The organism is Anaerotignum lactatifermentans DSM 14214, from assembly GCF_900142265.1.
Lineage (GTDB): Bacteria > Bacillota > Clostridia > Lachnospirales > Anaerotignaceae > Anaerotignum > Anaerotignum lactatifermentans.
In genome coordinates this window covers 38145-50363 of sequence record NZ_FRAH01000019.1, presented here as the reverse complement: position 1 = coordinate 50363, position 12219 = coordinate 38145, and the positions used below count along the sequence as shown (strand labels likewise).

The 12219-nt window shown below is 45.7% G+C and carries 15 protein-coding genes; 14 read left to right on the top strand and 1 reads right to left on the bottom strand.

Annotation, left to right across the window (positions count from 1 at the left end; translation table 11 throughout):
- The 4 genes from BUB35_RS06945 to BUB35_RS06930 form a co-directional block, all read left to right on the top strand.
- Positions 1 to 729, top strand: a 729-nt coding sequence (locus BUB35_RS06945) for an electron transfer flavoprotein subunit alpha/FixB family protein (protein WP_072850389.1), incomplete at its 5' end; no start/stop codon positions are given.
- Between the two features lie 339 nt (positions 730 to 1068).
- A complete protein-coding gene (locus BUB35_RS06940; protein ID WP_072850395.1) occupies positions 1069 to 1704 on the top strand; it encodes a GTP pyrophosphokinase in 636 nt (211 codons plus the stop codon).
- Positions 1701 to 3278: a cardiolipin synthase gene (gene cls / locus BUB35_RS06935; RefSeq protein WP_072850387.1), complete on the top strand. Its 1578-nt coding sequence runs from the start codon at positions 1701 to 1703 to the stop codon at positions 3276 to 3278. Before BUB35_RS06940 ends, cls begins: the two co-directional genes overlap by 4 nt.
- A 187-nt stretch (positions 3279 to 3465) precedes the next feature.
- On the top strand, positions 3466 to 4662 hold the full coding sequence (locus BUB35_RS06930; RefSeq protein WP_072850385.1) for a LysM peptidoglycan-binding domain-containing protein: 1197 nt from the start codon (positions 3466 to 3468) through the stop codon (positions 4660 to 4662).
- An 82-nt stretch (positions 4663 to 4744) separates the two neighbouring features.
- On the opposite strand, the gene BUB35_RS06925 is transcribed toward BUB35_RS06930, so the two are convergent.
- Complete coding sequence (locus tag BUB35_RS06925) at positions 4745 to 5377, bottom strand: LexA family transcriptional regulator (protein ID WP_072850383.1); 633 nt, start codon at positions 5375 to 5377, stop codon at positions 4745 to 4747.
- 279 nt (positions 5378 to 5656) lie between these two features.
- Here BUB35_RS06925 and BUB35_RS06920 point away from each other — a divergent pair, with 279 nt between their 5' ends.
- From BUB35_RS06920 to BUB35_RS19225, 10 genes are all read left to right on the top strand, one after another.
- A complete protein-coding gene (locus BUB35_RS06920) occupies positions 5657 to 6160 on the top strand; it encodes a sigma-70 RNA polymerase sigma factor region 4 domain-containing protein (RefSeq protein ID WP_072850381.1) in 504 nt (167 codons plus the stop codon).
- 83 nt (positions 6161 to 6243) lie between these two features.
- Positions 6244 to 6636: a terminase small subunit gene (locus BUB35_RS06915; RefSeq protein WP_072850379.1), complete on the top strand. Its 393-nt coding sequence runs from the start codon at positions 6244 to 6246 to the stop codon at positions 6634 to 6636.
- Entirely contained in the window at positions 6633 to 7877 is a 1245-nt protein-coding gene (locus BUB35_RS06910; protein ID WP_072850377.1) for a PBSX family phage terminase large subunit, read from the top strand. Before BUB35_RS06915 ends, BUB35_RS06910 begins: the two co-directional genes overlap by 4 nt.
- 156 nt (positions 7878 to 8033) lie before the next feature.
- Positions 8034 to 9515 carry a phage portal protein gene (locus BUB35_RS06905; protein WP_242949216.1) on the top strand — a complete coding sequence of 494 codons (1482 nt, stop codon included), beginning with the start codon at positions 8034 to 8036 and terminating at the stop codon, positions 9513 to 9515.
- The gene (locus BUB35_RS06900) at positions 9512 to 9952 is read left to right on the top strand and encodes a phage scaffolding protein (RefSeq protein ID WP_072850375.1); all 441 of its coding nucleotides are present in this window, start codon (positions 9512 to 9514) and stop codon (positions 9950 to 9952) included. The genes BUB35_RS06905 and BUB35_RS06900 overlap by 4 nt, the downstream gene beginning before the upstream one ends.
- Positions 9953 to 9964: 12 nt before the next feature.
- The gene (locus BUB35_RS06895; protein ID WP_072850373.1) at positions 9965 to 10888 is read left to right on the top strand and encodes a hypothetical protein; all 924 of its coding nucleotides are present in this window, start codon (positions 9965 to 9967) and stop codon (positions 10886 to 10888) included.
- A gap of 13 nt (positions 10889 to 10901) precedes the next feature.
- Positions 10902 to 11222, top strand: coding sequence for a head-tail connector protein (locus tag BUB35_RS06890; RefSeq protein ID WP_072850371.1), 321 nt, complete (start codon positions 10902 to 10904; stop codon positions 11220 to 11222).
- A 17-nt stretch (positions 11223 to 11239) separates the two neighbouring features.
- Entirely contained in the window at positions 11240 to 11602 is a 363-nt protein-coding gene (locus tag BUB35_RS06885) for a hypothetical protein (RefSeq protein WP_072850369.1), read from the top strand.
- A 15-nt stretch (positions 11603 to 11617) separates the two neighbouring features.
- Positions 11618 to 12070 carry a phage tail terminator family protein gene (locus BUB35_RS06880; RefSeq protein ID WP_072850367.1) on the top strand — a complete coding sequence of 151 codons (453 nt, stop codon included), beginning with the start codon at positions 11618 to 11620 and terminating at the stop codon, positions 12068 to 12070.
- Entirely contained in the window at positions 12051 to 12218 is a 168-nt protein-coding gene (locus BUB35_RS19225; RefSeq protein ID WP_087989091.1) for a hypothetical protein, read from the top strand. The genes BUB35_RS06880 and BUB35_RS19225 overlap by 20 nt, the downstream gene beginning before the upstream one ends.
- Position 12219 lies beyond the last annotated feature (1 nt).

Sequence of the window (12219 nt, the reverse complement as noted above, 5' to 3'; positions counted from 1 at the left end):
GTAGCTAGCCGTGTAAGAACAGGTCTGGTTGCTGATACAACAGGTCTGAGAATGGCTAAAACACAGGAAGAATATGACAAAGAAGCATCCATGGGCTGCGCAGATCCTACAAGAGCTCTGCTGATGACTCGTCCTGCATTCGGCGGTAACATCATGGCTACACTGATGTGCCCTAGAACAAAACCTCAGATGGCTACCGTACGTCCTGGCGTTATGAAGAGAATCGACAAGGACGAAACAAGAAAAGGCGAACTGATCAAATTTGACGTTGACTTCACAGAAGCAGACATGAACGTTGAAATTCTGGAAGTTGTTAAATCCGATAAGAAATCTGTTGACCTGACAGAAGCTAAACTGATCGTTTCTGGCGGTCGTGGTATCGGCGGTCCTCAGGGCTTCGACATGATCAGAGACGTTGCAGATGCACTGGGCGCAGAAGTTGGTTCTTCCAGAGCATGTGTAGACGCTGGCTGGATCGAAAAAGATCGTCAGGTTGGTCAGACAGGTAAAACAGTACGTCCTGACCTGTACATGGCATGCGGTATCTCCGGTGCTATCCAGCACGTAGCTGGTATGGAAGGTTCCGAACTGGTAATCTCCATCAACAAAAACGACACAGCTCCTATTTTTGAAGTATCTGACCTGGGTATCGTAGGTGACGTTAAACAGATCCTGCCTAAACTGGCTGATGCTATCAGAAAATACAAAGCTAACAAAGCTACAAACTAATTCGTTTGCTACAAAGGGCTTCCCGAAAGGGAAGCCTTTTTTTGTGGAAAAACGGATGTGGCAGTTTATGCGGTATTACATTTAGGGCAAAAAACAGTGGATGAAATGTTGAAATGGGAAAAAATCGGAAGAAAGATAAATGAAAAAAATTTAGGCGAAAAATAAAATCATATATGGGAAAATATGGATTTTCAAGGGGCTGTATATGATTTTTGCATAAGAAATTCGTGAGAAAAAGCGCAAAAAATAGACTTTTTGTATGACATATGGTATACTGCAAGAAAACAAAATAGGAAGGTGAGTATCGTGCCGGAATTGGATTTTCAATTTAAAGATATTATGCAGATGGAACATCCTGAATTGATTTTGAAAAAGGCAAGACCTTTTATGGACTTGATGATGGAATATCAATGTGCATTGATGGAAGTGGAAACAAAGCTGAATGTTTTGAATGAGGAATTTGCGGCAAAATACCAGCGCAATCCTTTTGAATCCATTAAATCCAGAATCAAAGAGCCGTTGAGTATCATCAACAAAATGAAACGAAAAGGTTTTGAATTATCTGTTGAAAGCATGGAAAAGAATTTATTTGACATTGCCGGGATTCGCGTTATTTGTTCTTTCTGCGATGACATTTATGCCATTGCCAGCATGCTGACAGGTCAGGATGACATCATTCTGGTGGATGTAAAAGACTACATCAAGAATCCAAAACCCAATGGATACCGGAGTTTACATTTGATTTTGGATATTCCCATTTTCCTTTCTTCTGGAAAGAAACACATGAAAGTGGAGGTACAGTTCCGTACCATTGCTATGGATTTCTGGGCAAGTCTGGAACACAAGGTAAAATACAAAAAAGATGTGGAACATTCAGAAGAAATTGTGGCAGAATTGAAAGAATGCGCTGACGTAATTTCTGCTATGGATTGTCGGATGCAGGAAATTCGAAATAAAATCGAGGGAAAAGCATGAATGATGCAGGGGCAAACAACAAAAATGGTTTATTGGAAAAAGGGCGCAGCGGTGTACTGCATGTGATTTTCGGACGTTCCGCAGTGGTGTTGGTACTGATTTTGATTCAGCTGATCCTGATGTTTTGGGTATTTGACTATTTCCGAAAAAGTGTGCCTTATTTCTTTGGGGGACATTTAATCATTGCGCTGGCACTTGTTTTTATTGTGCTGAATCGTCCGTCAAATCCTGCCATGCAGCTTTCCTGGGTGGTCATTATCATGATTTCGCCCGTTGTGGGTGGATTGTTTTATTTTTATGTGGAAACCCATCCGGGACAGCGGATTTTGGAAAAGCGGCTGGAAACCCTTTATAAGCAGACGGCAAAGTATATTACGCAAGATGAAGAAATTGCCCAGAAGCTAGCGAAGCGGGACAAAGGAACTGCAAGGATGGCAGACTACATCCGTAAGCATGGAAATTTTTCTGTATATCAGAATACGAAAGTGACATATTTTCCTTTAGGGGAAAACAAGTTTGAAGCCATGCTGCAGGAATTGGAAAAAGCTGAAAAATTTATTTTTCTGGAATATTTTATTGTGGAAAAAGGGTATATGTGGGCGAAAGTATTGGAGGTTTTGCAGCGGAAGGTGGCAGAAGGTGTGGAGGTACGTTTGATGTATGACGGCACTTGCGCATTTAACTATTTGCCTTACCGTTACCCTGAAGAAATCAGGAAAATGGGTATTCAATGCAAGATGTTTTCGCCTATTTTGCCCATATTATCCACCCATTATAACAACCGCGATCACCGAAAAATACTGGTCATTGACGGAAAAGTGGGATTTACCGGAGGCGTGAATATCGGGGATGAGTACATCAACCGTCGTGCTCCCTTTGGGCACTGGAAAGATACAGCCATCATGCTGGAAGGCGATGGAGTGGAAGGGCTGACACAGATGTTTTTGCAGATGTGGAATGTTACGGAAAAATGCGAAGATTTCGGTAAGTATTTGCAGAAAGAAAATTGCGGCATACAGGACGACAGCGGTTTTATTCTGCCTTTTGGGGACAGTCCTTTTGACCGGGAACTTATTGGGGAAACGGTTTATATGGACATCATCAACAGGGCGGAGGACTATGTACATATTATGACGCCATATCTTATTATCGACCATGAAATGGAAACGGCGTTATGCTATGCGGCAAAAAGAGGTGTGGATGTGAAGCTGATATTGCCGCACATTCCAGATAAGAAGATGCCTTTTGCTTTGGCCAAGACTCACTATCCCCAGTTATTGAAAGCGGGGGTACGGATTTTTGAATATACGCCGGGATTTGTGCATGCAAAGGTATTTTCCAGCGACGGCAGAAAAGCTGTTGTGGGAACCATCAATCTGGATTACCGCAGTTTGTATCTGCATTTTGAATGCGGTGCCTTTTTATTTGATCTGCCAGTCATTGAAGAAATCGAGAAGGATTTTGAACATACATTGGCAGAATGTCAGGAAGTGACCATGGCGGATTACAGAAAAGGAAATATAATACAGAAAATTTGCGGCAAAGCATTAAAATTGCTGGCGCCGTTGATGTAAGAAAATGAAGATAGCTGGAATTCTTGAAATACGAAGGATTCCAGCTTTTTTTGTGGGAAAAGTGTCTGTTTTTGCAGAGAAATGCGGTAGGAAAAAAAGAGGGTGCGACAGCCTTTGACAGGTTTTGCAGGGAAAAGGTGTTATATTTCATAAAGAAATGACATAGCAAAACCAAGGAGGAAAAAAGATGCGGTATTATTTCGATGGGGACAGCAATCTATACGGATATCATTCTGATGAAAAGCCCTTTACATTTCCCACAAAAGTAAAGCAGATGGGCGCCGTAGACCATAGACGGAAAATCTATGTAGAGGATTATGTGTATACATACTTATATCAATATGGCAAAAGTCACAGCTGTACGGAAAAGGTGGCAGCACTGGTAGGCAGGCAGATTGAGATAGATGGTGAAGAAATTCTCATGATCTGCGGTGCCATTCAGGGAAAAGATGCCACAGAGGAAAATGGTACACTGACATTCAGCGCGGCAACATGGGAATATGTGGGCAGTCAGATGGACAAGTATTTCCAGGGGATGACGCTGGTGGGCTGGGTACATTGTCAGCCGGGATTTGGCGCTTTTCTCATGTCCAAGGATGAGGCGTTTCACAAGTTATATTTTCAAGAGCCATGGCAGGTGCTTTTTGTGGTAGACCCTGTGGACAAGCTGGATACTTTCTACATATATAACGAAGAAGCGGACGTATTACAGCAGGCGAAAGGGTATTTTGTTTACTACGAAAAGAACGAGGAAATGCAGGAATACATGTTGGATCACAGTGTGGTAAAGCCAAAAGAGGCAAAAAATCCAGAAGAAAAACAAGAGAACGAGGAGCAGGAGAAGGTGGAAAAAGAAGAAACAAAATCCCAGGAAGGACCACGGAGAAGGCGGCGGCCGACACCAGAGGAACGGATTGACGCGGCGCAGGAAATTCGGCGGGTATTACAGCGACGGGCAAAAGAGGCGGAAGCGGCACAACGGAGCAAGTATACCATGCTGACCAGTGTAAGCTGTATCTTATGTGTGATTTGTCTTTGTCTGGGATATGGGCTATTCAGCAACTTAAACAGGCTGGAAGATCTGGAAACGAAAATGGCCATGGTACAGGATTCTTATACGGTACTGGCGGAGAATGTGGAGGATGTGAAAGTACAGGCGGCTTTTGCACCCCGCATGACTGCGGCGGCAGAAGAAGAAACAGAAGAACCGGAAGAAACTCAGAAAACAGAAGGACGGATACACGTTGTGGAAGCCGGGGAAACATTAGGCAGCATCAGTCAGAAATACTATGGCGATGGAAATGGTGTAGAAAAAATCATGAATGCCAATGGACTGGATAATCCCAATCATATTGTATGCGGACAGGAATTGCTGATTCCATAAAATGTGAAAAAAACACGAGAAAAACCAGAAATTCAGAAAAGAATTGAATTTCTGGTTTTTTGTGCCTTTGGAAATAGACAAATTACAGCTTGAATTTTACATGGAGCACCTTACCGATGATGTGCAGGCGGGGCAGTTCAGCAGGCGTAAAAACCATGGGCGCATATGCGGGATTTTCTGCTTGCAGAATCAGCAGACCATCTTTTTTCAGCACACGTTTGAGGGTGGCTGTTTCGTTGTCGATGATGACAACGGCAATGTCGCCGGATTCCACATCATCCTGTTTGCGGACAAAAACAAGGTCGTTGGGATAGATACGAGCATTGATCATACTATCCCCTTGGACACGAAGATAGAAATATTCATGGCAGGCTGAAACTTCCGAAGCGTCTACAGTTTCATAGCCTTCGATATTTTCCACGGCAAGGGCTGGCATGCCCGCATGAACGGCACCCAAAATGGGAATCCGCACAGAATGACGCAAAGAGAAGCTTTCCGCTGGCAGATAACCACAGGATACCATCAATTCTTCATAAGATACCTGAGGACCGGCAATGGCACGAAGCAGATCAGGAGAAGGAGGACGATCCAGACGCAGGTTCAGGTATTTGGACAGATATGTGCGGTTAAAGCCTGTACGCTCAGAAAATTCGGTGGTGGTGGAATTGCCTATGAGTTTTTGCAACTGTTCTTTGAATTTCACTTTTTGAAACATATACAAAACCTCCTATATATTTTCGTTCAGTATAACAGAAGAAAGAAAAAAAGACAACGGAATTTGTGAAAAAAGTTGACATGAACAGATGTTCGTGATATGATGATAAAAACATAGCCAAATCGTGATGAAAAACATTGTTACTTTTCGTAATGTGAATACTATTGCAGAATTTTGTCGAGAATTGTCGATTAAATATAGTGATTTACAGAAAATAAAGCAGAAGAATCACGATTTTCTACAGTTTATGTGAAAATAATTAACGAAAGCTGGGTGTTTATGGGGAAGAAGGAAGATGTATCCAAAATGCATGCGTATTTGCAGAAAGAAGCCGAAAGCACCAGAGGAAAGGTGAAGCGGATGCTTTTGGAATGGGGAGCAAGTTTAGACCAATGCGGAAGGAAACAAGAAGAAATCCGAAAAATTTTACGGCTGAAAGCAGAATGTGAAGGGTTGGCGGCAGAGGTGAAAAGCAGGAGCATGGAAAAGGGATTTTCTTTGATTGAGGAAGCCTATGACCACAACATTGCTGTTTTGCAGGAGGAAATTGAACGAAAACTCACAGAAAAAAGAAAGATTGATGGTATGGTGGCACTGTTGTCTAAGGAGGAACAGGAGCTGCTGTTTTTGCGGTATCAAAAGGGATATGGATATGATTACATTGCTTTGAAGCTGAATATGGGGCGGTCTACTTGTTTTCGCATTCATGACAGGATATTAACGGAATTGGCGGATAAGTTGGAATCGGACGGATTTTTTTGTGATAAACGTGAAAAAAATTAACAGATAGGAAGTTGGGACTTTTTGAGAGTTTTGGTGTGATAGGATTTGTTTGCGGCCGACAAAAGAAGCAAAGGAGGGAGGAGATGTCCCATGAAACATTGAGTGAGAAGGAAAAAGACTTTTGCAGGGCATATGCAGGGGGCATGACAGCGGCAGAAGCGGCAAAAGCGGCGGGATATGCAAGCGGAAGTTACGGAAAACAGCTATTGCAAAAAGAGAAAATTCGGGCTTTTCTGGCAGAAATGGAAAAGGAAGTGATACCTTCCAGTCAGAAAAAACAGGAAGGGAAAATTGCACCGGGGGATGAGATACTGGCTTTTCTGACGGAAACCATGCGGGGCAGTGAAGAAACGGACATTAAGACCCGTATGCGTGCGGCGGAACTGCTGGGCAGGCGGAACGGGGCTTTTGCGAAAGAGGAAACGGAAAACAGCCGAGTCATCATCATCGATGACATTGGGAGGGAAGAAGGGTGAAAGAGAAAAAAATATTCCTTTCTTCTCTCATTGGACCGGCGTTTTACGAGGTGCATCGGGACATTGCAGCCCACAGGCATGTGCATTACTGGCTAAAAGGCGGCAGGGGCAGTGGGAAATCTTCTTTTGTTTCGCTGGAAATCATATTGGGGATGATGGCTGACCCGAAAGCCCACGCGGTGGTGCTGCGAAAGGTGGCGGTAAACCTAAAGGACAGCGTTTTTGAACAGCTCTGGTGGGCGATCCGCAGTCTGGGGGTGGAAGATCAATGGGAAAGCAAGCTGTCCCCTATGGAAATGGTTTACAAAAAGACCGGACAGAAAATCATTTTTAAAGGGGCAGACAAGCCCAGAAAAATCAAGTCCGCCAAGTTTCGGGAAGGATATGTGAAATACATCTGGTATGAGGAAGTGGACGAATTTTCGGGAATGGGGGAAATTCGTACCATTAACCAGAGCCTGATGCGAGGTGGAGAGGATTTTGTGGTGTTTTACTCCTTTAATCCGCCCAGAAGCCTCCAAAGCTGGGTTAATGGGGAAGCAGCAGAAGAACGAGAGGACAAGCTGGTACATCACAGCACCTATCAGACCATGCCCAAGGAATGGCTGGGAGAGCAGTTTTTTCTGGAAGCGGCTTATATGGAAAAGCGGCACAACGAAAGCTACCGACATGAATATCTGGGGGAAGCGGTCGGATGCGGTGGCGAGGTATTCCACAATATCGTTTTACGGCAAATCACAGAAGAAGAAATCAGAACCTTTGACCATGTGGCAAGGGGCTTGGACTGGGGATATGCCGTAGACCCCTTGCACTATACTGTGAACCATTATGACAGTACCAGACGGCGGCTGTATATTTTCTTTGAATTGCATAAGGTTGGCATGAGCAATCGACTGCTGGCGGCAGAGATCCAGAAAGAAAATAAAGGAAATGAGTTGGTGGTTTGCGACAGTGCAGAGCCGAAGTCCATTGCGGAATTGCAGGAATATGGCATTTCTGCCATGGGAGCGAAAAAAGGTCCTGACAGTGTGGTTTATGGCATGAAGTGGTTGCAGGATTTGGAGGAAATTGTCATTGACCCGAAGCGGTGTCCTATGACGGCGAAGGAATTTACGGAATATGAGCTGGAAAGCGATGGGAATGGGGGCTGGAAGGCTTATTTTCCGGACAGGAACAATCATGCCATAGACGCGGTAAGGTACAGTCGGGAGAGAGATATGCGACCGGTGCGGATTTGGTAAAGATAAGAGGATGTTGGAAATGTGAGCAGATAGGGCGGCATAGGAAGGGGAATTTTAGAGGTAGAAGAGAAAAAGAAATTTTGCCAAAGGGTTTTTCAGGGAGAAATCGTCTGTTGAAATTTGAGAAAGGAATTGAAAAAGGAGAGCAGGCGGTTTTTGATAGAAGCATTTTGGCAGAAAGGAGAAAGCATGTATTTATCGGAAATGGATTTGCTCAAAGCCAGACTGACGGCGGAAGGCAGGCTCAGTCAAAGCAGGATTTTACAGGAGATTCTGCGGGAGGACAGTCAGAGCGAACAAAAACGAAAAATGCGGGAGGGAGAGAGATATTACCGCTGCGACCATGATATTTTACGGAAAGATTTTCGCAGGACGACCATTTCGGAAACGAAAAATGGCGCAGAGGAATTGAAACCATTTTTTAATCCCAACCGCAGCAATCACCACAATGTGAATCCTTTTCACCATACGCTGGTAGCCCAGAAAGCGGCGTACTTGGTGGGGAGAGAGCCTACCATCATGGTGAAAGGTGAGGAAAAAAGTGAATACGAAGGAGAACTGGCGGCATTTTGTGATGCGGGGTTCAATCGGCTGCTGCATCGCTGGGTAGTGGGCGCGGCAAACAAAGGGGTGGAATATCTCCATGTGTATTACAACGAGGATGGAGAGTTCTGCACCTGCATTGTGCCGGCGGAAGAACTCATTGTTTGCTATGACGCGGTACATCAGGAGGAAATGACCGACGTCATTCGATACTACGACATCAAAGTGTTGGAGGATGGGAAAGAACATCTCCGCAGGCAGGTGGAATGGTGGACAAAAGACGATGTGACCTATTTTTCTGAAAACAGTCAGGGGGAATTTTTACAGAAAAAACAGGTGCCTCACTGGCTGGTGACAAAAGAGGAAAACGGCGAGGAAGTGGAACGGATTGCACACAACTGGGGGCGGCTGCCTTTTATTCCTTTGCAAAACAACGGCGAGGAAACCACGGATTTGGAGCTCATCAAAGGGCTGGTGGATGCTTACGATTTGCTGAGCAGCGAAGGAACCAACAATCTGCTGGACTTGGTGGATTTATACTGGGTCATTCAAGGATATGGCGGCGAAGCGGCAGGCGCTATGGCAAAGAAATTGCAGATCAACAAGGCAGTGCAGATCAGCGATAGCAGCGGACATGTGGAGGCAAAGCAGGTGGAACTGCCTGTGGAAAGCCGCATGAGCTGGATGAAGATGCTGCGGAAGGATATTTTTCATTTTGGCATGGGCGTAGACACGGACAGCGAAGACTGGGGGAAAGCGCCCAGTGGTGTGGCGTTGCAGTTTCAGTATGCTATGTTTTATTTGAAAATCAACGGCGTGATGCCAGAGATTCGCAGGGCGGTGAAAGAAGTGCTGCGATTTGCTACGGAGGACTGGAACCGCAGAGATGGCGGGCAAAGGGACTGGCGGAAAATTCAGGTACAGCTGAACACCAGCGGCATTACGGATGATCTGGAGACCGTACAGATGATTCGAGAGTCCCAAGGACTTGTCAGTGAAAAGACACTGCTGGGCAAACATCCTTTTGTGGAGGATGTGAACAGCGAAATGGAACAGTTGAAGAGAGAAAGAAGCAAGAAGGAGGAAACAACATGACACAGGAATTGATGCAGAGATTGGGGATTCAGAGCCCGGAAACAGCGGAAAAGGTGGAACAGTTTCTGCTGGCGCTGGAAGAAAGAAACAGACTGCTGACAGAAAAAAGTGCGGCACTGGAAAGAGAAAAAACACTGGCAGAAGAAGCCCTGCAGAACGCGAAAAAAATCGCGGCTATGGAAAAAGCCATTTTGGAAGCCGGCGGCAAGAATGCCAAAGCCATTCTGGCACTCATTGACGCAGATGAAGTGACAATGAACGAAAAAGGGGAACTGGAAGGGCTGGATCTGGAAGCGGTGAAAGCCGAAGCGCCTTATCTGTTTAACGAAAAAGAGGAAAAGACAAAAGGCACCGGTTTTCAGGCGGCTTATAACAAAAAGAAAACAACAAAGGAAAACGAGATTGCGCAGACATTCAGAAAAGCGCTGAGAAGATAAGGGGGAGAGAATATGAGCATCAACACAATGGAATATGCAGCAGTATTTATGCAGGAACTGGACAGTCAGATGGTGGAATGTGCCACCAGCGGCTGGATGGAGGACAACGCCGGACAGGTGCAGTACAGCGGCGGTGCGGAAGTGAAGATTCCCAAAATGGAGCTGAGCGGTCTGGGAAATTATGACAGGGACAAAGGCTTTGCAACAGGCAGTGTGACCGTCAACTACGAAACAAAGAAACTGACACAGGATAGAGGTCGTGCTTTTCAGGTGGACGCCATGGATGTGGACGAAACCAACTTCGCGGCAGTGGCAGGCAATGTCATGGGGGAATTCCAGAGAACAAAGGTCATTCCCGAAATTGACGCTTACCGCTACAGCACCATTGCACAGCTGGCAGAAACAAAGAGCAAGAAAAAAGATTACACACCTGCGGCGGATACCATTCTGGAAACACTGCTGAATGATATGACAGAAATTCGTGACAAAGTGGGTGATGGCGCAGAAATTGTTGTGACTATGTCCGCAAAGGTGGCTGGTATGCTGGATTTGGCGAAGGGCGGCAACAACGTCATTGACAGCGGCGAATTTACCCAGGGCAATATGACACTGAAGGTGAAGGAAATCGACGGCTGCCCTATTATCCGTGTGCCTTCTGCCAGATTCAAAACAAAATATGATTTTTACGACGGCGTTTCCGAAAGTAAGGAAACAGGCGGTTTTGTGGCAGCGGCAGATGCAAAAGACATTAACTGGATTATTGCCGTAAGACAGGCACCCATTGCCGTTTCCAAAACAGATGTGACACGTATTTTTGACCCCATGACAAACCAGAACGCAAATGCATGGAAAATCGACTACAGAAAATACCACGATCTGTGGATTACAGACAATGGCATGGAAGGCGTGCTGGTCAGCGTAAACAGCGCCGAATAAAGGCGGTGGAGCCATGAAAGAAGCAATTTTGGCAAAAATGGCAGAACTGCGGCAGGTGGGGGCGGAAGATGCCGCCCTTGCCTTTGCGGCAGAGAGAAGTATGGAAATGGTGCAGGCTTACTGCAATCTGGAGGAAGTTCCAGCGGAATTGGAACATGTTTGTGTTTGTATCGGATTGGAAATCTATGACAAAGGCGGTTTGCAGGAAGGCGACATCAAGGAAATCACAGAAGGAAAGGTTTCTGTGACATTTGCAGACGGAGCAGATACGGCAGGGGCATTTTTGCTGCATTATCAGGAGGAATTGAACCGTTTTCGAAAGATGCAGTGGTGAGAAAAGGGGGGGATACCATGGCAGGAAGCTGGCAGGCAGCGAAAAGGGCTGTGGAAAGCCATTTTACGGACAAGTGCCGTGTGACGGAATTTACAGAAGAAGAAACGTCTTGGGGGGAGACCCGTTTCAGCGCGGTGCAGGGCAAAGAAATGACTTGCAGGCTGGTGGAAGAAGGCGATGGCAGTGACATTGAGGGACTATTGGCTTACGGACAGTGGGAAGGGGTATTATTATACCCTACGGAAAATCACATTGCGGCAGGCAGTCAGGTGGAAGTGACAAAGCCGGACGGCAGGGAGGTCATCTTTTTTACCACGGGAGAAACCCTTTCTTACAGCACCCACAAAGAAACGGTATTGACACGGAAGTGTCCCTTTTAAGGGGGTGGATGCGTGATGGAAAGAAAAGATATGATGACATTGCTGAAACGGGCAGTGATACAGACGTTAAAAGAAGGATTTTCCATTTCTGTGTATGGAGAGCGTGTGCCACAAAAGGCGAAAGTACCCTGTTTTTCTGTGACGGTGGAAGAAACTAATCAGAAAAGACTGCTTGGCAGGCGCAGGGCAGTGGAGGCAAAGCTGAAAGTGCGCTACACAGGAGCGGAAGAAAATGACAAAAAGGAAACGGCGGCTGCAGTGGCAGATGGGTTGTATGAGGTGCTTTGGCTGGTGGGCAGTGCGGAGCGATTTGGGGCAAGGAGTATGTCCCATACCATGACAGAGGACGGCGTGGATTTTTTTGTTACCTATGGCTGGCAGATCATTGTGGAACAGCAGGAAGCCCTTATGGAGCGGCTGGAATACAACGGGGAAAAGGTGATTGGATATGAAGAAAACGAAGTTTGAAAAGGCGCAGCTTTTGGAAAGCAAAACACTGGGGTATGGCAGGGATTTGCTGGAAGCAGTGCTGGAGGATGGAAAAAGGTATACAAAGGAAGAAGCCGCAAAGGCGGCAGAGGCATATTTGCAGGGGAAAGTAAAGGAGGAGAAGTAAT

Coding starts and splice junctions, on each gene's coding strand:
- BUB35_RS06940 (WP_072850395.1), top strand. CDS start 1,069: ATGCAGATGGAACATCCTGAATTGATTTTGAAAAAGGCAAGACCTTTT.
- cls (WP_072850387.1), top strand. CDS start 1,701: ATGAATGATGCAGGGGCAAACAACAAAAATGGTTTATTGGAAAAAGGG.
- BUB35_RS06930 (WP_072850385.1), top strand. CDS start 3,466: ATGCGGTATTATTTCGATGGGGACAGCAATCTATACGGATATCATTCT.
- BUB35_RS06925 (WP_072850383.1), bottom strand. CDS start 5,377: ATGTTTCAAAAAGTGAAATTCAAAGAACAGTTGCAAAAACTCATAGGC.
- BUB35_RS06920 (WP_072850381.1), top strand. CDS start 5,657: ATGGGGAAGAAGGAAGATGTATCCAAAATGCATGCGTATTTGCAGAAA.
- BUB35_RS06915 (WP_072850379.1), top strand. CDS start 6,244: ATGTCCCATGAAACATTGAGTGAGAAGGAAAAAGACTTTTGCAGGGCA.
- BUB35_RS06900 (WP_072850375.1), top strand. CDS start 9,512: ATGACACAGGAATTGATGCAGAGATTGGGGATTCAGAGCCCGGAAACA.
- BUB35_RS06895 (WP_072850373.1), top strand. CDS start 9,965: ATGAGCATCAACACAATGGAATATGCAGCAGTATTTATGCAGGAACTG.
- BUB35_RS06890 (WP_072850371.1), top strand. CDS start 10,902: ATGAAAGAAGCAATTTTGGCAAAAATGGCAGAACTGCGGCAGGTGGGG.
- BUB35_RS06885 (WP_072850369.1), top strand. CDS start 11,240: ATGGCAGGAAGCTGGCAGGCAGCGAAAAGGGCTGTGGAAAGCCATTTT.
- BUB35_RS06880 (WP_072850367.1), top strand. CDS start 11,618: ATGGAAAGAAAAGATATGATGACATTGCTGAAACGGGCAGTGATACAG.
- BUB35_RS19225 (WP_087989091.1), top strand. CDS start 12,051: ATGAAGAAAACGAAGTTTGAAAAGGCGCAGCTTTTGGAAAGCAAAACA.